The 20,605-nt window shown below is 60.1% G+C and carries 19 protein-coding genes and 4 pseudogenes; 10 read left to right on the forward strand and 13 right to left on the reverse strand.

Annotation, left to right across the window (positions count from 1 at the left end):
- Nucleotides 1-352 precede the first annotated feature (352 nt).
- The 4 genes and pseudogenes from CKW40_RS36300 to CKW40_RS36315 form a co-directional block, all read right to left on the reverse strand.
- Nucleotides 353-1,377: pseudogene (locus CKW40_RS36300) on the reverse strand (IS110 family RNA-guided transposase).
- A gap of 167 nt (nucleotides 1,378-1,544) precedes the next feature.
- Nucleotides 1,545-1,931: a type II toxin-antitoxin system VapC family toxin gene (locus CKW40_RS36305; protein WP_095204507.1), complete on the reverse strand. Its 387-nt coding sequence runs from the start codon at nucleotides 1,929-1,931 to the stop codon at nucleotides 1,545-1,547.
- Nucleotides 1,928-2,173, reverse strand: a complete 246-nt coding sequence (locus CKW40_RS36310) for a type II toxin-antitoxin system Phd/YefM family antitoxin (RefSeq protein WP_095204540.1) — start codon at nucleotides 2,171-2,173, stop codon at nucleotides 1,928-1,930. Before CKW40_RS36310 ends, CKW40_RS36305 begins: the two co-directional genes overlap by 4 nt.
- Nucleotides 2,174-2,368: 195 nt before the next feature.
- Nucleotides 2,369-4,021 (reverse strand): MFS transporter, encoded by a 1,653-nt coding sequence (locus CKW40_RS36315; protein ID WP_095204508.1) that lies wholly within the window; start codon nucleotides 4,019-4,021, stop codon nucleotides 2,369-2,371.
- A gap of 354 nt (nucleotides 4,022-4,375) precedes the next feature.
- Between CKW40_RS36315 and CKW40_RS36320 the strand changes: the two genes are divergently transcribed.
- The gene (locus tag CKW40_RS36320; RefSeq protein ID WP_095204509.1) at nucleotides 4,376-4,840 is read left to right on the forward strand and encodes a Ros/MucR family transcriptional regulator; all 465 of its coding nucleotides are present in this window, start codon (nucleotides 4,376-4,378) and stop codon (nucleotides 4,838-4,840) included.
- Between the two features lie 238 nt (nucleotides 4,841-5,078).
- Here CKW40_RS36320 and CKW40_RS36325 read toward each other — a convergent pair whose 3' ends face one another.
- Nucleotides 5,079-5,291 (reverse strand): cold-shock protein, encoded by a 213-nt coding sequence (locus CKW40_RS36325; protein WP_095204510.1) that lies wholly within the window; start codon nucleotides 5,289-5,291, stop codon nucleotides 5,079-5,081.
- Nucleotides 5,292-5,888: 597 nt separating this feature from the next.
- Entirely contained in the window at nucleotides 5,889-6,350 is a 462-nt protein-coding gene (locus tag CKW40_RS36330) for a phasin (protein ID WP_095204511.1), read from the reverse strand.
- Between the two features lie 757 nt (nucleotides 6,351-7,107).
- Between CKW40_RS36330 and CKW40_RS36340 the strand changes: the two genes are divergently transcribed.
- Complete coding sequence (locus CKW40_RS36340; RefSeq protein ID WP_095204512.1) at nucleotides 7,108-7,503, forward strand: hypothetical protein; 396 nt, start codon at nucleotides 7,108-7,110, stop codon at nucleotides 7,501-7,503.
- A gap of 109 nt (nucleotides 7,504-7,612) precedes the next feature.
- On the opposite strand, the pseudogene CKW40_RS36345 reads toward CKW40_RS36340, so the two are convergent.
- Nucleotides 7,613-7,918: pseudogene (locus tag CKW40_RS36345) on the reverse strand (porin); the annotation flags it as partial.
- Nucleotides 7,919-8,752: 834 nt separating this feature from the next.
- Entirely contained in the window at nucleotides 8,753-10,711 is a 1,959-nt protein-coding gene (locus CKW40_RS36355) for a putative bifunctional diguanylate cyclase/phosphodiesterase (protein ID WP_095204542.1), read from the reverse strand.
- A 293-nt stretch (nucleotides 10,712-11,004) separates the two neighbouring features.
- Here CKW40_RS36355 and CKW40_RS36360 point away from each other — a divergent pair.
- Nucleotides 11,005-11,226 (forward strand): annotated as a pseudogene (locus tag CKW40_RS36360) (MucR family transcriptional regulator); the annotation flags it as partial.
- Between the two features lie 99 nt (nucleotides 11,227-11,325).
- A complete protein-coding gene (locus CKW40_RS44890; protein ID WP_244571424.1) occupies nucleotides 11,326-11,517 on the forward strand; it encodes a DMT family transporter in 192 nt (63 codons plus the stop codon).
- Between the two features lie 308 nt (nucleotides 11,518-11,825).
- On the opposite strand, the gene CKW40_RS36370 is transcribed toward CKW40_RS44890, so the two are convergent.
- From CKW40_RS36370 to CKW40_RS44900, 4 genes and pseudogenes are all read right to left on the reverse strand, one after another.
- Complete coding sequence (locus tag CKW40_RS36370) at nucleotides 11,826-12,695, reverse strand: helix-turn-helix domain-containing protein (protein ID WP_244571425.1); 870 nt, start codon at nucleotides 12,693-12,695, stop codon at nucleotides 11,826-11,828.
- Nucleotides 12,653-13,120, reverse strand: coding sequence for a hypothetical protein (locus CKW40_RS36375; RefSeq protein ID WP_244571426.1), 468 nt, complete (start codon nucleotides 13,118-13,120; stop codon nucleotides 12,653-12,655). The genes CKW40_RS36370 and CKW40_RS36375 overlap by 43 nt, the downstream gene beginning before the upstream one ends.
- Nucleotides 13,117-13,335, reverse strand: coding sequence for a hypothetical protein (locus CKW40_RS44895; RefSeq protein ID WP_244571427.1), 219 nt, complete (start codon nucleotides 13,333-13,335; stop codon nucleotides 13,117-13,119). The genes CKW40_RS36375 and CKW40_RS44895 overlap by 4 nt, the downstream gene beginning before the upstream one ends.
- A 125-nt stretch (nucleotides 13,336-13,460) precedes the next feature.
- Nucleotides 13,461-13,736 (reverse strand): annotated as a pseudogene (locus CKW40_RS44900) (Tn7 transposase TnsA N-terminal domain-containing protein); the annotation flags it as partial.
- A gap of 269 nt (nucleotides 13,737-14,005) precedes the next feature.
- Here CKW40_RS44900 and CKW40_RS36385 point away from each other — a divergent pair.
- Nucleotides 14,006-15,448: an ISNCY family transposase gene (locus tag CKW40_RS36385; protein ID WP_095204514.1), complete on the forward strand. Its 1,443-nt coding sequence runs from the start codon at nucleotides 14,006-14,008 to the stop codon at nucleotides 15,446-15,448.
- Here CKW40_RS36385 and CKW40_RS36390 read toward each other — a convergent pair whose 3' ends face one another.
- Complete coding sequence (locus CKW40_RS36390) at nucleotides 15,449-16,258, reverse strand: sulfite exporter TauE/SafE family protein (RefSeq protein ID WP_095204515.1); 810 nt, start codon at nucleotides 16,256-16,258, stop codon at nucleotides 15,449-15,451.
- Between the two features lie 302 nt (nucleotides 16,259-16,560).
- Between CKW40_RS36390 and CKW40_RS36395 the strand changes: the two genes are divergently transcribed.
- The 5 genes from CKW40_RS36395 to CKW40_RS36415 all read left to right on the forward strand — a co-directional run bounded on the left by CKW40_RS36395 (nucleotide 16,561) and on the right by CKW40_RS36415 (nucleotide 20,429).
- Nucleotides 16,561-17,175 carry a hypothetical protein gene (locus CKW40_RS36395; protein WP_143748443.1) on the forward strand — a complete coding sequence of 205 codons (615 nt, stop codon included), beginning with the start codon at nucleotides 16,561-16,563 and terminating at the stop codon, nucleotides 17,173-17,175.
- A 17-nt stretch (nucleotides 17,176-17,192) separates the two neighbouring features.
- Nucleotides 17,193-18,665: a PIN domain-containing protein gene (locus CKW40_RS36400; RefSeq protein WP_179298242.1), complete on the forward strand. Its 1,473-nt coding sequence runs from the start codon at nucleotides 17,193-17,195 to the stop codon at nucleotides 18,663-18,665.
- Nucleotides 18,649-19,440 (forward strand): hypothetical protein, encoded by a 792-nt coding sequence (locus CKW40_RS36405; RefSeq protein WP_095204518.1) that lies wholly within the window; start codon nucleotides 18,649-18,651, stop codon nucleotides 19,438-19,440. The genes CKW40_RS36400 and CKW40_RS36405 overlap by 17 nt, the downstream gene beginning before the upstream one ends.
- A 329-nt stretch (nucleotides 19,441-19,769) precedes the next feature.
- Nucleotides 19,770-20,009 carry a type II toxin-antitoxin system Phd/YefM family antitoxin gene (locus CKW40_RS36410; RefSeq protein WP_095204519.1) on the forward strand — a complete coding sequence of 80 codons (240 nt, stop codon included), beginning with the start codon at nucleotides 19,770-19,772 and terminating at the stop codon, nucleotides 20,007-20,009.
- Between the two features lie 3 nt (nucleotides 20,010-20,012).
- The gene (locus CKW40_RS36415) at nucleotides 20,013-20,429 is read left to right on the forward strand and encodes a PIN domain-containing protein (RefSeq protein ID WP_095204520.1); all 417 of its coding nucleotides are present in this window, start codon (nucleotides 20,013-20,015) and stop codon (nucleotides 20,427-20,429) included.
- The last annotated feature ends 176 nt before the right edge of the window (nucleotides 20,430-20,605 follow it).

The raw sequence follows: 20,605 nt of genomic DNA on the forward strand, positions 1-20,605 counted from the left end.
TTTTGAATAGCCCGAAGACGCCATTGCTGTTTTTTGGACAGACAGCGAACAGGAGGCGATGTTACGATCGCGCGGCCTGGTCTTCTTCGCGCTGTTGATGATCGTTTGCCGGGAGGCATGGTTGTCTTCGCGGTCGACATCCTGTTCGCCGCATTATGGATATTCGCAAGGCGAGGCCTTCCAATGTAATTAACGCAGTTTGCGTGGACGTTACGCACCTGCAACCCACGATAGCGGAATGGCCCGACCTACGTCCCGGCAGGGACGTCTCGGCGTGTCCGAAGAAAGGACGCAATCTGGTTGTGGCTCAATTTCAAGTCATGAGTGGTCTCCCATGCCATGCGGTGCGATCTCAGGCGGTCGCGCCGGCGGACCGATCAAAAGGCTCGCCGGTTTTCAGCATTGTGTGCATGATGACAGCGAGTTTGCGGGCCACGGCGACCGCGGCCCGCTTGAAGCCGACCTTTTTCCTGAGCTTCAGTCCCCAGGTTCGAAGCGTGCTGTCAGCAAGGGTTCTCGTTAGGATCGCCACGGCAGCTTGATAAAGCAGACCCCGCAGATGGTTGTCGCCACGCCGCGATATATGCCCGTCAAAATCAACTTCTCCCGACTGGTAGCGCCGGGTGGTGAGACCGAGCCACGCACCAACTGAACGAGATGTCCTGAAGTTTTCCGGAGCCTCGATCGCTGAAGCGAAGGAGGCTGCGACAACCGAGCTAACACCCGGTATCGACACCAGCAGCTGACATGGCGCGCTTTCCCGCGCAGCGGCGACAAGCTGCCGATCAAGTTCCGCCGCCCGGTCGCGCACGGTGCGCCAGGTCTCGAGCAGAGGCAGGATAATCCGCTCCAGTCCCTTGTTATCGACAATCAGGTTTCGGACATTGGCTTCGAATACGCGGCCGGCCCCCTTGGGAACGACCAGCCCGAATGTCTTCATCAGCCCACGGATCTGATTGGACAGCTCGGTTACGATCTTGATCAGCTGGCTGCGCGCGGCTACCAGTGTGCGGGTCAGCATGCTGTCATACTGCTTGACCCGCACCTCCCGGTAAAAGCCAACTTCTGCAAGCTGCGCCAGACCGTCTGCATCGTTCGCATCGGTCTTGTTCGGCGCCATGTCGAGCGCCGCTTTGGCGTGACGGGCATCGATGCAGATCCCGGCAGGCCTTCCCCCGTCAGCGCATGATAGAACCAGACCGATAAGGGGCCGGTCTCGAAGACGATCTTCTTCGCGTTGGGAGCACGCTTGCAGATCACTTCGGCCAGCAACTTCGGATCAGATGGGCATTTGCCGCGCCAGCTCCGCTTGCCATTCTGCCGCACCGAGATCGAGGTCTCTTTCAATGACACATCAAGGCCGATAAATTGGTCCATGGTTGTTGTTCTCCGATTGCTGCTGGGCCCGGGTCCGACTCGTGAGCCCGTTTTTCATCATATCGGGGAACAACCGCCGCCTATGCGCAAGGGCTACAAAGCGGCACGTGGACGCGGCTCCCGCGATTACCCCATGTGATTTGTGAGCCGGCTTGCGGCGTAGCCTTTCAGAGACGCCGAACCGGGCCCGGATAGCGCGCCACGAGATCGTCGACCGTGATGAGCGTGATGCCTTCCACGATGGACTGAGCGATCAGGATACGATCGAACGGATCTTTATGGATCGGCGGAAGTCCATCGACCGCGACTGCATGCTCGCTGGTGATCGGCAGTTCATGATAGCCATTGTCGAACAATCCTCGCCGCAGCAGACGCGGATCGACGGTAAAATCCGAACGGCCGAGACCTCGTTTGATGGCGACTTCCCAAAGGCTGGCAGCACTGAACAGCAGCTCGTTGTTTGGGTTCTCAATCTCGGCTATCGCCTCCAGCGGGAGCCGATCCGGTTCACCTGCCGCCCACAACAGAAGATGTGTGTCCAGCAACAGCTTCATGCGTCACCGTCGAACAGCTTTTCGATTTCCTCGCTGCCCATGCGGTCGAAGTCTTCGGGAACCGAGAATGCACCGGCCATAAACCCGATCCGCCGTATCGCGCCGGCGTCGGGCTGATCGATCGGGACAACCTTGACAAGGGGCCTGCCGGATTTGGCAATGATAAAAGGCTCGCCTTTGGCCGCCTTGTCGACCAGACGAGAGAGATGGGTTTTCGCTTCGTGGATGTTAACCGTCTGCATGTGGTTCACCATTTGATCTTAGTCCGATGAACTTAGTTTATCTTACCCTCTTCTACAAGGGTTTGCTGCAAGCCCGCCGGCGGGACCTTCAGCCGGACCTAGTCGGTGGCGCGGGGCCAGATAGTACAGCAGACAGCGCTGGGGTACTCCAGCGCCTCGCGTGTCGTAAGAGACGGTTCGTAGCCCGGAATGAGATCAACGCCTGGAGAAAAATGGCGTCGAATGATCCCGCTTGCGGGTGGGTCCCGTCGGCCGCTCAATCGAGATGTTGGTGCGCGGTGGAAGTTCGCCGGCGTGCAATTCGAGCAGCCGCTGGTCCAAGTCCTTGTCCGCCGCGGTAAGGCGATGGTTGAGGCGCAGATAGTCCATCCAGGTCGGCGTGCGGAATGTTTCTGTCCAAAGCGATGGATCCTGAAGATCGCGCTGCAGGGTCCAATGCCGAGCGCCGACGCGGCTTTGTACCCGGCGCCGTTCTCGCATCTGGTCGAGGAAAGCCTCGACATTTCTCTCAGGTATTGAATACTCGATCTTGACGACGATCGGGCCGCTTCTCGACGTCAAGTCGACGGCGACCTCCGGCGCTTTGAATACCAAAGGATCCTGTTCTTGCTCTTTCCATTGACGGATGGGCAACAGGAACCCGGTGGCGGCGACCAGCAAGAGAGCTCCAGCGGAGCCCTCCAGGGCCAGTGTCCTGGAATAATTCTCGGCCACCATACCCCAAAGCCAACTGCCGGCCGCGATGCCTCCGTACGTCAAGGCATAATAGATCGAGAGAGTGCGACCAACGACCCATCTTGGGCTGGCCAGTTGGACGCTCACGCCAAGCCCGGTCCAGGTGATGACCCAGCCGGCGCCGCCGAGTGCCAGCGCAATGGCCGCCACCGCCAGCGAAGGAGTGAGTGCAAGGGAAAGACAACACGCCGCGCAGGCAATGCTCGCGAGCGTTATGAGACGTTCCTGGGACATCATCCGCCTGAAGTAGCTGTTGCAGATGCCGGCCAGAAAAGCGCCGGCCCCGAAGCCAGCCATCAGGATGCCGTAGACGATCGGTCCCCCGCCCAGCTGATCGCGCGCGACCAGAGGCAGCAGCGCGAGTATCGAAATGCTCGTCAAGCCAAACAGGGTTCCGCGCGCGGTCGCCGCCTTGATTTCCGACGACATCGCCGTGAAGCGCACCCCGTCATGGATCGCCGTTGCCATCGACTCGCGCGGCAGCGGTGAAGAGCGAACATTCCACTTGCAGCGCCATATGGCGCAAAGTGGCGACAGATAGCTGAGCGTGGTGAGAGCGAAGGCCGTCACCGGTCCAAAGGAGGCGACGACAATGCCGCCGAGCGCCGGGCCTACGCTTCGCACAGTATTGAAGCCGACCGAGATGAGCGTGACGGCAGCTGGAACGTCGCGCCTGTCGACGATGTCGCCAACCGACGCCTGCCAGGCGGGATCATTGAAAGCGGCGCCGCATCCAATCAAAAAGCTGAAGCCAAGTATGGTCCACGGATCGACAAGGCCTAGCGCGACAAGACCAGTCAGCACGGCAGATGCCACCACCATCAGGCACCGACCTGCGAACATGACCCTGCGACGGCTGAAATTGTCGGCGATGGCGCCGGCGAAGACCGATAAGATAAACGCCGGCAGCGTCGATGAAGCCTGCACCAGCGCGACCATCAGATCGGAAGTCGAGATTGTGGCCATCAGCCAGCTGATGGCCACGGACTGCATCAGCCATCCGAAGCTGGAAACCTGTGTGGCAAGCCAGATCGAACGAAAGGTCGGGTTTTCGAGCGGCGCAAACGTCGCCGACGAAACTGGATACGCATCTGCGCGCGCCACACTGCTCATTGGCCGAGCCTTCCTTCCGTGTACAGGTCGCGTAGAGGTTTCTCCCAGCGCACCTGTCCACGGAGGAATGGCAGGATCAGGGCATTTAACTTAAGGGGCAAGCTTTTGCCGCTGTGGCCGAACGAATACTTCTTTCTGGAAGAATGAACCGCGAATCCGCGGCGAATGTAGGTGGTCGCGTCCAAGGGCGAGTGGAAGCGGACGGATGAACAAGTGCTACCGCCGGAGGCCACGACCTCCCGGGGCGAATGCGTTACGCATGAATCTCGCCGAGGCTTTCGTTGCGTTCGCGCCCGGGCCTCACTAAAAGCGGAATACTTCGCCGACTGTCGATCATGCCATAAGGAGCGCTCCATGACAGAAGAAGCCGACAACAACACCGATGCCCTGATCGAGCTCACCGCCGACGTTGTCTCTGCCTATGTCTCCAACAATCCAGTTCCGGTGGGCGAACTCCCAGCCCTGATCGGCCAGGTGCATGCGGCACTGAAGGGAGTGGCCGCCGGCTCCGCACCGGACAAGCCGGAAGTTCTCAATCCAGCAGTGCCCGTCAGGAAATCGGTCACGCCGGACTACATTATCTGCCTGGATGACGGGAAGAAGTTCAAGTCGCTGAAGCGGCATCTGTCGACCCATTACGGTCTGACGCCGGACGAATACCGTGTCAAATGGGGCTTGCCCGCCGACTATCCGATGGTCGCAGCAAACTACGCCGCCACCCGCTCGGCATTGGCCAAGAGCATGGGCCTCGGCCGTAAACCCAAGGAGCCGGAAGCGCCCGCGCCTGAAAAGCGGACCCGCAAGAACGCCACAGCTTGATTGATCGCCCGCGCTCGTCCTGACGGCCACGGGAGATGCCCAAACTCAACCCACGAAAAGGCGGGGCTCTCGCCGCCTTTCTTGCAAGCAGTCTTTTCCAACTGGAATTCCTGAAGGGATTTTAGCAGTCCACTGCGCCTTCGGGTCGAATCGTGTTCGGCGCGCGCTTGTTTGAGCGGCTGTCAGTCCCGTCCGCGACCTACTGCGTGCTTCCGGCTTGCGCCGGAACACGGGGGAGTCAGCCTGCTTTGCTGAGGTTGCCGGCCGACGACTTGCCGGTGCGCCGGTCCTGCTCGATTTCATAATTGATCTTCTGACCATCGGCGAGGGTCGAAAGACCGGCACGCTCGACAGCGGAAATGTGGACGAACACGTCCTGACCGCCGCCATCGGCCTGGATGAAGCCGAAGCCCTTGGTGCTGTTGAACCACTTCACGGTTCCAGTCGCCATCTATCTTATTCCTTCATAACAACTGCAGAATGGCTTGGCCAAAAGCCAGGCCGGTTTACATTGCGCCTGGAGATAACGCAGCAAAATCGCCAAATCGCAAGGCCTTTGACCACTTGGCCGAAGAAGAAACAGGGTTCGGACTCTCTGAGGGCGTAGACAAGGTCTACCTTGTCCCTGGTCTACGCACTGGGACGGCCGTTCGGCGCCGGCTCGACAAGAGCTGGTGTGCTGACCAGGTCGTCGACGTGGGTCACGGTCGACGAGGCCGCGGCCTTGCCACCCGATCCGGCCACGAGTGGACCTCGGGCGCTTGATGACCGTCGCGACTGTTTCGGTGTCCGGCCGGCAGATGAGCCCATCGCACCGTCGAGTTCCGGCTCTGGACGTTGCCGATAGAGGCGGGCGCCGCTTCGGCAAGTCCGCGCGATGCATGGAAGTGACCTTCAGGCAGCGATCGACCACCATTCCAGATCAAGCCGGCTCCGGCCGGAAACGCGCTTTGCACGACAGGACCCTGACCGGCAAAATGACGGGTAAAAAATGGGATGCTCCCCGAAATCGAGGAGCGCTCCCACATTGATTGGATCATCTAGAAAACTAGGCGGCCTCGAGGCCCTTCAGCGCCTTCGCGAAGGCGTCCTTGACCGGCTTGGATACGTCGGCCGCCGCCCTTGCGGTGAGCGCCTGGATGTCCTTGACTTGCTCGACACCCATTTCAAGGCGCTTGCGCAGAAAGATCCTGTGCAACTCAAAAACTTCGGACAGCGACTTCACACGGGCCAGAGCCTCAAGGTGCGAGAAGTCAGCTTCGGCGTTCGCGCGCAATGCCGCGATCATCTTCAGCGACAACTCGTTGCCGGCCGACTTCGCGGTTTCGGCGCTCGACTCGAGCGCCTTCTGGGTCTCTTCAGCCCCTGATTTGAATTTTTGAAGCACCTCGTTCGTTTGCTCCATGCCCTTGTCTGCGACGGCGCGAAGTTGATCGGTAGCCTTGCCGGGATCGAATGCCGCAAATTCGGTGGCTTCGGTTGCGTTGGACTTGTCAGTGGGTTTGGACATTTCTTGAACCTCCGCTTGAAGATGGTTTCCCGTCCGCGACAGCACATTGGGGCTGATGTGTGACAGTGGTATGTGCACTGCAACAATCTGGTGCGGCGTGTGGGAGGAGCCAGTTCGCGCCCGCGACGGGGTTCGCGGCCATCTCGATCGAGGGGTGTGGCTGTTGACTACGGGATCCAAGGAGCTTTCAAATCCTTGCTTCAAAAGTGGCCATAGAATCGGCACGAATTCTTTGCCAGTTGATGGACCAATGCGCGGACGCCGGCTCGGACGAAGAGCGGTGAAGCTATCGTCCAGAGCTCTCCGATAGTTCGCCCATGCATTCCTCGAGCTTCTCCAGGCGAAGCTTCGCCCTGCGAAGTTCATGTCCGGCTTCGAAACGTCGATGGCGTCCCAAAGGTGCGGTCGTCATGAGGTCGAGCTCCAGTTCGGCAATGCGCGCGCGCACCTGTCGAGCGTCGTCCTGGCGCAACGCTCTAATCAATCCACGTCCACGCATTAGTCTTCCCTGCAGCACCCCAAAAGCCATGCTGGTCTATCCTCGGAGACCCTAATTTCCGGCAAGCCGAAACGCTCTAAATTTAACTTCGGCTACTTTAGCGATGATAAGGCGCTTGGCATGAGGCGGACAGGCGAAGGTGGCGCCGGCCAGGAGCGCAGCTGCGAGGTCGCAGCGGCTGCGGGACGGCGGCTGGGATGTGGATAATTAGGCCTGGCCTATTGCGGATTACGCCAGCCGGCGCGCACCCTGGCTACCATGGTGGCGGAGCATGTTGAATTGGCGTTGTTTGAGCAGTCGCTCGGCAATCGCGAGGGCCTACATCAACCGTTCGGTGATCGTGTGGCTGACGCTGCGGAGAAAACCGCAGGATCGGTTCTATTCGACGTACGTGTCGACGGCGATATCTGCGTTCAGCGGATGGCTGGGATTGGATATGGCGAAACCGGCACAGCGATAATCGTAATGGAGAAGAGCGGACAGCTTAGATGCGCCTCGATCAACGGAGACACAGCCCGTTTGGTGGCAGAATTGGCTGCCTGGGATGCGTCGCCGCTAAGTGAGCAGGCGAGGGGTGACCACCGCGGAACGGCCATCATCCTGCTCGCGAGGCTTCGTGGCTCGGGTCACTTCGCCCCGTTCCCAGCCGGCTGAGCGTTGCTTCTTACGGGAGGGCACATTCGCGTCGGTACGGCAGCTCTCGGTAAAAAAAAGGCCCGCGACGACGTCGCGGGCCTTTCCGTTCTGACCGGCAGGGGTTCGATCAGAAGTTGCGCTGGAAACGGACGATGCCGCCAACGCTATCCTTCTTGTCGGCCTTGGTGAAGTTGCCGAACGGAGTCCCATCGTCGAAGTGACCGAAATGGTCCCAGGTCGACTTCGGTCGTGATCGTGAAGCCCGGAACGATGGTATGCGCAACGTTCGCAGCCAGAGCGTAGTTCTTGTCGTCGTCAGCCCAAGCCTGGAGTTGAACGCGGTCGTGGCATTGAACTTGTAGGTGCCGCCGCCCCAGACGGCCCAGTTGCCGCCCCACGGCTTGTAGAAGCCGCGGCCATGAGCATCGATGGCATTGCCTGGCCGCGCTTATGGGTTCGGACGTCGATCAGCCAGGCAATCTCGCGAAGTCCGTTACCGTGAAGTGATCAGTGACCACAAGCTCGATGCGGCCACCGGCGGCGCCAAACGCGCATCAGCTTGGGACCGCCTGGGCCACTACCTGTGTTCGGATCGCGCTTCCAGTGCCTGGAGATCCTCGGCCAAACACACACCCGATCTCCAACAACGCCCCGCTCGGTAGCTACCCCTTGAGGCGCGCGCCGGCGAGATCGAGGAGCACGTAGGCAATCTCTTCTTCGGTCCATCCGGATTCCGCTGCGCGCTCAACCAAGTCCTGGAGGGCCGGTTCCAAGGCCAACTGGCGTTGAAGGCCACGGTCCGGATGGTCAACCGGGCACATTGGTTCCACGATCGCAATGCTTGATCGCTTCATTGCAGGCCATGGGCTCTCGCCCGATTGTTCGTGCTCCCCCGGGCAATCGCTTCATCTTGTCAACCAGCCGCTCCAGCGCTCCAGCGCGTTCCAATGCAGCAAAGAAGTGGCGCGCCGTGACGCTACCGAGCCGGTGCGTCTCGGCCAGCTTCCACACACACGAGCCGATCGGCCCTCTCGATGATTTGGCGCACCCTCGGTGTCTCAACGTCGCTGCGATCAGCCACTACTCCTTTTCCCCCGAGATCTGCGCCAGCCGCTCTCGACCGTGGTGATCACCTCGATCGGATGCTTCGTCACAGGACTGTTCCAGGCACCAGGACTTGCGGCTTCCAGCCTACCTCAGTAAGCGGCCGTAAAATGCCGTCAGCGTACGAGACGGATCATTGCTGCCAGGTGCCTCGTCTGGCCATTCATGTGTTTTGCTCCTGACCAATCGCCTTCGCGGCAATGCCAAAAATGTCGTCTATCCCCACAGGTTTGCCGATCAAATAGCCTTGAGCTTCATCGCATCCGACGCGGCGCAGGTAGTCGAGCTGCTCGGGAGTTTCCACCCCCTCGGCCGTTACCTCAATTCGAAGCTCATGCGCCAACTGAACCAATGATCTTACAATCGCGGCGCAGTCCGCATCCGTGAGTATATCCTGGACAAAAGACCGGTCGATCTTGAGCCGCGAAAGAGGCAATTTACGAAGATATGTCAGGGATGAAAAGCCAGTGCCAAAATCGTCAAGAGCAACTGTGACGGACAGAAAACTCAACGATTGTAGTAATGAAACAGCGTCTTCAAAATCCGAAATTAGCACCGATTCCGTGATCTCGACCTCAAGTCGCTTTGGTTCTAAACCAGTCTCCGACAAGACCATTGCTATTCCATCCAACAACGACTTGTTCTTAAGCTGGACTGCCGACAGATTGACGGAGACCCGTAGGTCACGCGGCCATTGCGCCGCTGCCAGGCAAGCCGCGCTGATAGCCCAATGCCCGATGGCGTGAATCAATCCGGTTTCTTCAGCGATTGATATGAATTCCGACGGAGGGATCGCGCCTAGAGTCGGATGCTGCCAGCGCAGAAGCGCTTCAAAACCTCGAATGCGATCGCTCCCGAGGTCGAGAAACGGTTGAAATGCGAGCGAAAGCTGGTCGTTCGCGAGCGCAGTCGCCAGATCGCGTTCAAGGGCATGGCGCCTTGCGGCAGCTTCATCGTCGCTCGCGCAGAAAAACTGGATGGAGCCCGCCCCTAGCGTCTTAGCCCTGTGCAGCGCCGTGTCGACGCACCGCAGGAGATGGGTGGCATCCAACCCGTCAGCGGGCGCCAAAGCGATACCGGCAGAGGCCTTGCAATATATTTCGCGCCCCTCGATCAAGAACGGGGCGCGCATGGCATCTATGATCTGTTCGGCTAAGAACCTGATTTGATCTGGCCTGATATCGCGCGCAGCGATTATTGCAAATTCGCCACCCTCCAATCTGGCGATGCCATCGCTCTCCCGTGTCGATTTGCGAAGTCGCGCGGCGACTTCGACCAAAACGGCATCCGCCATTGCCCGGCCAAAGCGATCGTTCACCTCGTCAAAATTGCTAAGATCGAACAAAAGCAGCGAAAAGTGCTGGTCAAACTGCTTTGCGTCCACCAACGCGTTCTCCAGCCGCTCATTGAAGCTGAACCGGTTTGGCAAACTCGTCAGAACATCCCTGCGAATGGCATTTTCGCTTTCCGCTTGCAGAATGAAGCGTTGGGTAAATTCGAACGCGTGAGCAAGCACGGCACGAAACAGCGTGATGGCGTAGCTCACCATCAGGATTGCGACGGGCAGATTGACGGCGTCTTCCACCCACACAATCGCGACCGCCGAACCGACGAAGATCGGTAGCGTATACGCGATGGCCGCAATAGGGATCGTGTAGAAGGAAGCGGCACCGCCTGCGATCATCCCCGCGCTCAGGCAGGTAATGACGACCTGCGCTGCGCTTGTTGCCCCGCCGAAGAACAGAACCGGAAGTGCGCCCCACCAAGTGCCGAACAGGAAGGCGTTGCGCACCAGGTTTTGCGTTGTGCGGCGAGACACCGACCTTGGTTTGACTGTCTGAAACGATGATCTTGATCTTAGCCCTACGAAACCAGCCGCGATGATGATGACACTCGCCCAGAGGATGGCTTTCGTTTGGTCGGGCGAGCCCCAAACCGCCATAACGAAAGTGGCCGCATTGAGTATGTTCGCAACCATGCCAAGAAGCGTGTTGCGAAGCACGATACTGACCTGCTCGGCCCTGATGCGGCCGGCAAGTGGCTCTATCGTCGAGGGCCCGCCAAAAGCCCGCAGATCTCCCGCCAGAAGGTCACCGAGCCTTGCGGTAAACAGACGCTGCATCACTCTTTCACTCCCCCGCGGTAGAGTAGTCAGCTGCGTGTTGGTCGGTCCCCTAGCACTGAACAATTCGGAAAAAGTAAATTTCAACTGCAAATCCTTTATGTGTCGATTGTCCCACTCGGCCGTCTCCGAGATACTCGGCAACGAAGATCAGGTTTGTTCCTCGGATACGGCTAGGTGGGACTGACCGAAGCCACGCCAGCGAACGAGTATCGCAATAATCCTGCCGAGACATTTGTTGCTTTCAACGGCAACCACTTCGCCGACTGTCTTTCAAGCATCCGGAGAGTTTCATGACGGTAGAAGCCGACAACAACATCGACGTCCTCATCGAGCTCGCCGCCCGCCACTGCCCTGATCGGCCAAGTCCACGCAGCACTCAAAGGCACGTCGGCGCCAGCGTTTCAGCAGAAGAAGCGGAGGCTCTCAAGCCTGCGGTATCGATCAGGAAGTCGGTGACACCGGACTACATTATCTGCCTTGAGGACGGGAAGAAATTCAAATCGCTGAAGCGTCCCTGAGGACATGGACCTGATGAACTCTATGGTCACGGCCTACGGGCTCTGGTGCTAGGCATTGTCTCGGAAGTTGTCGGTTCATCGCTCTTGCCGCGCATGCAACAGTTCACGAAGGCGGGGCCAACCGCAGCTGCCATTTCGAGCTTAATCGTCGCGCTGTTCTTCCTCTCCCATGCCCTCAAGGAGATTCCCCTTGGCGCGACCTACGCGATCTGGTGCGGCGTCGGGATGGGTCGGGATGGTCCTAGCGGCATTGGTGAGCGTCCTCGTTTATCGGGCGCCGCTTGATCTCTCGGCTGTCGGTGGGACTCTACTCATCATCACCGGCGTGGTAGTGATCAACGTTTTCTCGAAGAGTGTTGCGCACTGATCTCTAAAGGGGGAATTCGCGACGGTTCGCCGGCATGTTGGCTTAACATAATGGATAGTAGGCGATCCTAAACCATTGTTATCGTTGTATAATTTGAGTTCCATAACAGATATTATGCGACTTTCTGATGTAGCAGCTATTTAGTAATGCGACAGTTGTCGGTGCGACGAGTTTCGCGAACCGGCGCAGAGTTTCGTGTACCGGGGCGAAGTTTCGCGGACTCGATTCACGAACCGGGAGCCAGGTCATGAGTAAGCTTGGCGCGCGGTCCCCTTGGCTTCATCGGCCCCCACAGACGCCGGCGGCGGCCGCTGCCTGGCCTCCTGCGGCGGTGCTTCTTCAGCAGGTTCGATGCGATGTCGAGGCTCAGCTCTATCCCGAACAGCGCCTTTGCGCGAGCAACGATGGCATGACGGTTCTGGTGTGCGCGGTCGGCGCAGATCCATTGCGCGAGCGCTTCGGATTGAGCCGACGTCAGAGCGGGCCTCCCGGTCGGTCGTTCGAGCGCCGCTTCGAGCCCATGTTCGATCCCGCGGTCGAGCCAACGATAAACGCTCATCGGCTGGACACGGGCTATCGCTGCCGCCTCCCCGACGGTCGCCCCCGCCTTGAGTGCGGCAAAGGCCGTCAGCCGCTGGCGCCGGTGCTTGTAGCGTTCGCGGGCGGCTCGCTCCCGCAGTTCGGAGGCGCTATCAGGCAAGCTTTCGATCCAGGGATGCCACGCACCTCGTCCGACCGCTGGCGTGGCTACTGCCGCCGCCAGGATCGTGCGCAGGTGTGCGGCTATATCGTCGTCGATGTCGTTGTGGCGGCTCAGGAGACCTTCGAAGCGGACAGATTTCAGGATGCCGATCGCCGCAGGCAGGCGATGCGGCAGGTCCGCCACCAGCCAGTCGAGCATCAGCAAGCTTCCATAGTTCGAGCCAAGCGAGAACGAGAGCCGATCTTCCCAGCCCAGATCAAGTTCGCGGGCGATCCGGTTGAACAGCTGCTCGCGGTGCCGGGTGGCGACACCGGTCCAGATCATGCCGAGCAGCATGTCTGCAACCGCCATCATCGTGGCCCACTCGACCTCGCCCACGCTTGGCAGGAGCACGACGCCGGTCTTCTTCCCCGCAACAAGCAGCGATTGCAGATCGACCGACCGATCATTCGCCCGTTGCCCCTGCAAGCAGGCCAACCCTCGGCCGCACTTCTGGCACGCAAGCAGGTCGACTGGCGCGTGAGATAGACGCCGTCGATCGCCTCGTCGACCAGCGCGTCCACCTCGTTTTCGAGTCGGGAGAAGCCGGCGCTTGGCCCTCGCTTACGCGGCAACAGGCTCGTCAGTCGCGGATCGGCGATGTAGCGGCGGATCAGGGCATAGACGTGGGTCGGCCCGCAGCCCAGTTCCGCCGCGCCAGCTTCCACGTCCGCTCGGGTTCGGGTCGGATCGTCCGCCAGGCGCCGGATGATCGGCAGGAAGCGGCGGGCTTCATCCCAAGCGGCGGGGCTGACGGTCGCGATGTCGGGCACGCTCACGCCGCACCCACGCGCGTACTCGGCACGATTGGCGCCGACAGGTCGACGACAAGGGCGCCCCGCGCGATCAGGCGCCAGATCACGGCCAGTCCGGCTTCGCGCGTCGTTGGCAAGGCGTCGACCAGCCCGATGAAGTCGATGGCATCGGCGCGCGCCCGCGCCACGGCCAACTCCGCCAGCGCCGTGTCGATCGGCACGTTCCTGAGCGGCAGCAACCTCTTCGCCGCATCGAGGCGCGGACCGCGGATGCCGCGCTCCGTGGCGATCCTGAAGCGGGCGCCATGCCATGCTCGCCGGCCCAGGCCCGGGCGGCGGCGAACGCCGGCCCCAGCCGGTGCCAGTCCGATCTGAGGTCGGCGCGATATTTGATCTCGACGATATCGGAGCCCCCGGCGCTCCAGTCGACGCGGAAGTCAGGCGTGTATCGCCGCGACCGCTGCACCTGCCGGAACCGGATCGTGACCGGCTGCTCGGTCACCAACGCGCCCGCATCCGTCCAGTTCACGAGCGTCACGAAGTCTCGTTCGAGCGCGCTTTCGTGCTCCGCCACCCCCGTCGCGAGGGTCTGGAAGCCGGTCACATGCGATCGCCGGCTGAGGGGAATGCGCCGCCGCATCGGCCTCCACCTTCAAACGACTCAGTACGCAAACATCGCACATTTTGGGGTCAGTTCACAAACATGGGACAATACCTATGTCGTCAAGCCTTTGCGCGGACTCAGTTTCCGCTGCGCGCCGATTCACGAAACTCGTCGCACCGACAACAGTTGCCCCAGTTAGAGATGCGACACTTCCCGCTTCCGAGGCTGGTCAACATGAAGCTGGAAAGGAAGGCTGGTGACTTCACAGAGCCTGGCGTGAGAGCGGGCTTATTGCGGGAGCCGTCATGCCTTTGGTCACCTTGTCGCAAAAAGAGCTGCATCGTCTCGAAGCCATCCAGAAGATCCGCGACCGACGGCTGAGCGTCGTCCAGGCGGCGGAGCTTCTTCATCTCAGCCGCAGTCAGGTTCACCGGCTGTTGCAGGCCTATGACCAGGACGGCGCCGGCGGGCTGGCGTCGAAGAAGCGCGGCCGGCCGAGCAATCGGCGCCATGATGAGGACTTTCGCAACACCACACTGGATCTCGTGCGCGATCGCTACCGGGACTTCGGCCCGACGCTTGCCAGCGAGAAACTGCTTGAGTGGCACCAGATCGCCGTCAGCACCGAGACGCTACGCAAGTGGATGACGGAAGCTGGCATTTGGACATCGCGCCGGGAGCGCAAGAAGCACCTTCACCAGCCACGGGGTCGGCGCGACTGCCTCGGCGAGTTGGTTCAGATCGACGGCTCGCATCATTGGTGGTTCGAGAACCGCGGCCCCAAATGCGCCCTGCTCGTTTACATCGACGACGCGACGGGCAAGCTGCTGCATCTGCGCTTTGCCGGTTCCGAGAACACGTTCGACTACCTGATCGCCACCAAGGCGTATTTGCAGGAATGGGGCAAGCCGATCTCCTTCTACAGCGACAAGCATGGCGTGTTTCGCACGACGCATGGCTCGGAGAAGGATCGAACGACTGGCCTGACGCAGTTCGGTCGCGCGCTCTATGAGCTCAACATCGACATCATCTGCGCCAACACTCCGCAGGCCAAAGGCCGAGTCGAACGCGCCAATCAGACATTGCAGGACAGGCTCGTGAAGGAGTTGCGCCTGCGCGGCATCAGCACAATTGAAGCTGCGAATGCCTATGCGGCCGAATTCGCCGCCGATTTCAACTCCCGTTTTGGTAAGGAACCACGCAATCCGAAGGATATGCACCGCCTCCTCGCCGAGCATGAGAACCTCGATGGCGCGATGTGTCGCAAGGAATTCCGCACGCTGTCCCAGGCTTTGACACTGCGCTACGACAAGGTGCTGTTCATTCTCGATCCGAGCGTCTTCGCTAAGCGCCTGGCCGGTAAGAAGGTCGTCGTGTGCGACTATCCCGATGGCCGCCTCGAGATCATGGAAGGCAGCACGTCCCTACCCTATAGAACTTTTGACAAGCTGCGCTCGGTTCACAGGTCCGAGGTTGTGGAGAACAAGCGCCTAGACGAAGCACTGGCGATGGTCGCCGAGATGCAGGCCGGCCGTGAGCTGACACGCAGCCAACACGGCCCGCGGCGCACAGGCCAGGCGAACCACTTGTTCGGCATTCCCGATGGCAGCCAGAGCAATGGCTACCAGAAGCGTGGCCGCAAGCCCGGACGACGGACGGATTTCATGAACGATCCGGCCGTCATTGCCCGGCGGGAGCAGGCGATGGCTCGGATGGACGCGGCCGAGCGACTGGAGGCAGCCGAGTGACTACTTGTGCTGCCAGACCTTTACGGCCGAGATCACTAGGATCAGCGCGAGCGCCGGAAGCAGCGCGTAACTCGGCACCAGCCCGAGCAACTGGCCACCGCTGAATGTCCCTACGATTGATCCGGCGGCCATGACCAGAAGGAACTTCTTGTTGCGGCCGATGACCGAGAAGCTCTGATCTCGGCTGTAGCGGGTGAACCCAACGAGCATCGTCGGCAGACTCACGGCGAGCGACAGGCTGCCTGCCAGCTTGATATCGGCGCCGAACAGCAGAACCAGCGTCGGGATCAGCAGCTCTCCGCCGGCGACCCCGAGGAGCGAGGCGACGATGCCGATGATGAACCCAGCAATGACCCCTGCTACGAGCTGTGCTGTGCCGGTGACCAGCGCCTGACTTGCCGTGGCAGCGTGACCGAACAACAGCACGACCGCGATGACGACCAGGAGCAGGGCTATCACCTTGTAAAGCGTTTCCGATTTGAGGCGTGTCGCCCACCCTGCTCCAAACCAGGCACCCAAGAGGCTACCAGCAAGCAGATTGAGGATGACCGGCCAATGGGCCGCCACGTCGGCAAAGGGCACTGTCTGCGCCCTGAATGGCAAAGCTGTGGCCACCACGACCAGGCTCATCGCCTTGTTCAGGATCACTGCTTCCAGTGCAGCGAAGTTGAACATGCCAATCAATAACGGCAGACGAAACTCAGCGCCGCCGAGACCAATCAGCCCGCCGAGCGCGCCTACGATTGCACCGCCACCGAATGCGGCTGGCATATTGCGGGGGGTAGTCGATGCGGTCGCCTCTTGCGTCATGCGTTATAGTTACGCGGAAAGAACGCGCCATGCAGCGTTTTTTTCGAGAGCCCGGGCACTCAAAGCTAAAGCCGAGGAGATCAACTGGATCGCACCCGATCGGGCTCTGCAACCCCGACCAGCTGACGCCCGATCGGGCGCTCTCGTCGGCGCCAAGACGCGCGTCACTGTCGCATTTCTAACTTGCTGGCGATGTCGCGTCTCTAAATCGCTTTGACATCTGATGTAGCCGCCATTTAGTAATGCGACGACAGTTGCCCCAGTTAGAGATGCGACACTTCCCGCTTCCGAGGCTGGTCAACATGAAGCTGGAAAGGAAGGCTGGCGACTTCACAGAGCCTGGCGTGAGAGCCTGGGGCAGGCACGTCGAAATGCCTCTCGTCGATCCGGAGACCATGGCATGGCTCGTCCGGCACGTGCGCGAGAGTATTGGCGAGACCGAGCTGGCCTCCCTGCTCGATGTCGAGTTCCGCGAACTCGGCCCTTTGAGACGCTGCCAGCACGTCGACACATTCGTCCAGGCGACCGGGGCGGCATACAGCTTCTTCTCGCCCGACGAGCCGGCCCGCCTCGTGCGGAGGCTCCTGAAACGTTTAGACGGTGGCGAGGCGGCGAGCACGCGGTCGTTGCCGCTGCCGGTTGCCGCCCGCGAGCGCGATGTTCCCCTCGCGGGGCTCATCAGCGCGATCCTCGACGGGCGCCTTCGAGTGGCCGGGACGTCTCCCAAGGCGCTGGGCCTTTCAAGGATTCGTATCGATGCCGACGCTGCGGCGACTTTGAACCTGCTACGTTGGCAGATCGAGAGAGAGAGAGAGAGAGAGAGAGAGAGAAGCGGACGCTCTTACCGCAGCCGTCGGATATCGCCTGCCCGTCTTGGTGTTAGCTCGTTTCTTGGATACCATCCACCGTTGCTATAACGGAAATGGGCGGTTTAATGGGGCACGTACATGTCGGCACGGATACGAACATCTTTCTCCATTTCGGGAACGTCGAGGACCTGAAGTGGGAGAAGCTTTTCCCCGGCGTCTCGGCCGTAACTGTTTATGTGTGCGCACAGGTTCAGAAGGAGCTGGACAACCACAAAGACACTTCCTCAGGCTACATGCGCAAGCGGACAAGGCACTACCAGCAAATCCTGCGATCCGCCGAAGCTGACGACGGCTACGTCCATCGTTCCCGGACGGGGGCGACTGAGGTCGAATTCGTGTTCCTTGACCGTCCGAGGGATTCAGAACTCGACGGCGAAGCCTTCGACCTAACGGAAGATGACTCGAGGATCGTTGCACAGCTGATGCTCGCGGCAACGGCTCGCCGGGTCAGTATGTCGCTTGTGGCAAACGATGCGCGCCCACTGAGAGTTGCCCGCCAGCATGGCATGCAGGGCATTCGTCCCGATGCATGGGAACAGGACCGGGCGGAACCCGACACTCCGGAACTGGCGCGGCTGAGAGCCGAAAATAGAGAGCTGCAGGCCAGGCTTGGCGCTCATCCTTCCACAGTCATCTCCCGGATTGATGAGACCTCGGAGCAGAGGATATTCGATGGTTTCGACGATGCCTTTGACGCTGTTGGCTTTTTTGAAGCCCTAAAACGGAACTTGCTGGCGTGCCACGACCTCCCGACACCTCGCGAGGTCGCGCAACGGCACCAGGTCGTCAGACAGCCGTTTGGCCTGGACTTCGAAATCGGCGGCTTTGGGCGCGTGACTGGTAGGCAAATTGATGGATACGCTGAAGAGCTGGAGACGTTCGAGCGGGAAATCGAAGCACTGGGCGTTGACGATCTTATGCACCTCCTGCAGAAGCTTTCGCAGGTCAGCACGGTCGCATTGCGCGTTGAAAACGTTGGTACGAAGCCCGACGAGGCTGTAGTTGTCGAGCTGAACATCCGTTCGCGTGCACAATTCATCGATCCAGAGGCGTTTCATGCTCTGACCGATTTTGGTATTGAGCTGCCCTCGCCGCCTAAACCCCTCGATATCGCAATACCGAATCTCGCGGAACAGTTGGCGGCTCGGCACGCGCATGACCATCTTTTTATCGAGGTGTCCGACGAGGCCTCGGAACGGTCGAAGCGCTTCTTGTGCAAACAGTTTCAGCACGGCACCGAGGAAGAGTTCGTGGTCCCGTTTGTCCCTCCGAGCGACGAACAGACGGCGGTCGTTGAAGTGTCGGTGCGATCTCGCCATCTGTCGCAGACCATCGTGCGCAGAGTTAGGTCCGCCGTCGTCTTGTCGAAATTTGGCAAGGATGACGTTGTCGCGCTCCTGAAAGACCCGCACGGATTGATGGCAGAGGAGCTGCGATGCCTGGTTGGGCGGGCGTTGGCCGCGCTCGAAACCAGCGAGAATGCGGATGAAGCTTCGCTCAGTGATAGCGGGACGGCCGATCTTGAACATCGACTTTGACAGCAACGACTGGATGGCGCAGCTCGGCGAGGCGCTGCGCTGTTCGGTTCCCGAGAGCGCCCGGCTGTCCCTACCATCCGCCAGCGTGACGTATTACGAGGAGGCGCTCGACGCCTTGATCGACGACGCATCCCTGAGCCAGGTCGTCGACGACGTCCTCGACTGGATCAGGGCGAACTCGCTCCAAGTATACCACGGGACGAGGCTGACCGACGAGGAGGCCCGGCTGTTGAAGCGGGACGGGCTGCGTCCCTTGTCCATTGGCGATCGCATCGGGTGGCTGCGATCAACGTTCCCGGACCTTCGGGATACCCTCACGGAGGCGGTCGTGACAGCAGCCATGCACAAGGGCCAACTCCGGCATCGCGAGAACCAGGTCCACGCCGCCATCTTGCGCGCCGAGATGCTCAGAGGATACGACTACCTCTTCGAAGGCTCGGAGTTCGATCGGCGCCTGCTGCAGTTCGGCGGTCATCCGGAACTCGTGAACGTCCTCAGGTCTCGCGGCGAATCCCGGCTCGTCAGGCTCGTGATTCCCGGCGACGAGGCCCTCGACGCGATGCACCCGTTCTTTCCAATCGATTGGGTGCGCGCCCAGGATGGGTACCCGAACCTTGTCAGAGAACTGCTTCGAGCGTGGGCTTACGAAATTCATAGGCCGGGCGAGCCACGCTTCGGGGTGGATGCCTGCCTGATGTTCAGGAAAGCGCTTCCAGGCGCTTATGTGGAAGACGTGGAACTCGTTCTTGAGACCGGGCGGTCGCAGGACGCGTGAGATGTCCTCGTGGCTGCATTGCCCTGCCGTCATCGTGATCTGGCATAGCCACAGAGGTGGCATCGGAAGTCGGAGTGAACGGTGTCGGACTTACGAGTCGAATTTCCTGTTTTTGCACGCTTATGGGTCGAAATTGGGCTCAACTTATGAGTCACGCTGACCCGCTAAGTAGCTGAAAACAATGGTGGGGCGGTTGCAGACTTAAGAGTCAGAATGCAGTTATGATATGGGCTGTGAGGTGACGTCCATGGGCAATTCACGCAGGGCTCGTTTGACGGAACGTGCTCTTCCACATATATTCTGGCCACATGGTCATTTTGGAGACGCCAATGAAAAAAAACATCACCGTAGTGGAGGCGAAATCGCGCTTCTCGGCTTTGCTGGCGGAAGTCGAAGCTGGCGAAGAAATTGCCGTCACCAGGCATGGCAAGGTGATCGCGCGCCTTGTTCCCGATCATCCCCGCGTGGCAGCCGACGCCTTTCGTGATTTCTGGGCCGATGCCGATGAAATTGATCTGATCGCGCCAGAGGATGAGCCGGCTGAAGATGTAATCGGGTTGGACGATTAGATCGTGTCGTCGCTCTACCTTCTTGACACGAATATTCTAATCGCTGCCCTGAAAGGCCGACCCGAGGTACGAAGACGGCTGGAATCCGAACAACTGAGCGCCATGCGGCTATCCGCTATCGTGCTCGGCGAATTGCAATTCGGGGCGGAGAAAAGCGCTTATGGCGACCGCAACCGCGTTCGCCTGGCCGCTCTGGCTCAACGGCTCCCGTTAGTCGGGGTCGAGCACGACACAACGCGGCATTATGCAAAGATTCGAGCATTTCTGGAGCTTCAAGGAACGCCGATTGGGGCCAACGATACATGGATTGCCGCGCAAGCGTTGGCGATCGGCGCCACGCTGGTCACAGACAATGAGCGCGAGTTTTGCCGCGTGCCTGGACTGGCATTTGAAAACTGGTTGGAACATGCGCAACCATGACCTTGTCTACCCGAGGAAACTCGACTTCAGGTTCTGAGATCGGGCTTCCGCTCGAGTGACGGTTCGGCCTCAATCACCTGCCAAATATCCGCCGGATCGAGAACCGCCGCCTCGAAGATCTCAAGATAGCTCTTATGGTTGTTGTGGAGGCGCGCTTGCGAACCTTCTGCTGCTTT

This window comes from Mesorhizobium carmichaelinearum (assembly GCF_900199455.1).
Classification (GTDB): Bacteria; Pseudomonadota; Alphaproteobacteria; order Rhizobiales; family Rhizobiaceae; genus Mesorhizobium; species Mesorhizobium carmichaelinearum.

What these genes read in the sequence shown, in the direction of transcription:
- CKW40_RS36315 (WP_095204508.1), bottom strand. Translation starts at nt 4,021, where the DNA reads ATGAGCAGTGTGGCGCGCGCAGATGCGTATCCAGTTTCGTCGGCGACG.
- CKW40_RS36400 (WP_179298242.1), top strand. Translation starts at nt 17,193, where the DNA reads ATGGGGCACGTACATGTCGGCACGGATACGAACATCTTTCTCCATTTC.
- CKW40_RS36390 (WP_095204515.1), bottom strand. Translation starts at nt 16,258, where the DNA reads ATGACGCAAGAGGCGACCGCATCGACTACCCCCCGCAATATGCCAGCC.
- CKW40_RS36310 (WP_095204540.1), bottom strand. Translation starts at nt 2,173, where the DNA reads ATGCAGACGGTTAACATCCACGAAGCGAAAACCCATCTCTCTCGTCTG.
- CKW40_RS36305 (WP_095204507.1), bottom strand. Translation starts at nt 1,931, where the DNA reads ATGAAGCTGTTGCTGGACACACATCTTCTGTTGTGGGCGGCAGGTGAA.
- CKW40_RS36410 (WP_095204519.1), top strand. Translation starts at nt 19,770, where the DNA reads ATGAAAAAAAACATCACCGTAGTGGAGGCGAAATCGCGCTTCTCGGCT.
- CKW40_RS36355 (WP_095204542.1), bottom strand. Translation starts at nt 10,711, where the DNA reads ATGCAGCGTCTGTTTACCGCAAGGCTCGGTGACCTTCTGGCGGGAGAT.
- CKW40_RS36325 (WP_095204510.1), bottom strand. Translation starts at nt 5,291, where the DNA reads ATGGCGACTGGAACCGTGAAGTGGTTCAACAGCACCAAGGGCTTCGGC.
- CKW40_RS36385 (WP_095204514.1), top strand. Translation starts at nt 14,006, where the DNA reads ATGCCTTTGGTCACCTTGTCGCAAAAAGAGCTGCATCGTCTCGAAGCC.
- CKW40_RS36330 (WP_095204511.1), bottom strand. Translation starts at nt 6,350, where the DNA reads ATGTCCAAACCCACTGACAAGTCCAACGCAACCGAAGCCACCGAATTT.
- CKW40_RS36395 (WP_143748443.1), top strand. Translation starts at nt 16,561, where the DNA reads ATGAAGCTGGAAAGGAAGGCTGGCGACTTCACAGAGCCTGGCGTGAGA.
- CKW40_RS36340 (WP_095204512.1), top strand. Translation starts at nt 7,108, where the DNA reads ATGGTGGCGGAGCATGTTGAATTGGCGTTGTTTGAGCAGTCGCTCGGC.
- CKW40_RS36320 (WP_095204509.1), top strand. Translation starts at nt 4,376, where the DNA reads ATGACAGAAGAAGCCGACAACAACACCGATGCCCTGATCGAGCTCACC.
- CKW40_RS44890 (WP_244571424.1), top strand. Translation starts at nt 11,326, where the DNA reads ATGCAACAGTTCACGAAGGCGGGGCCAACCGCAGCTGCCATTTCGAGC.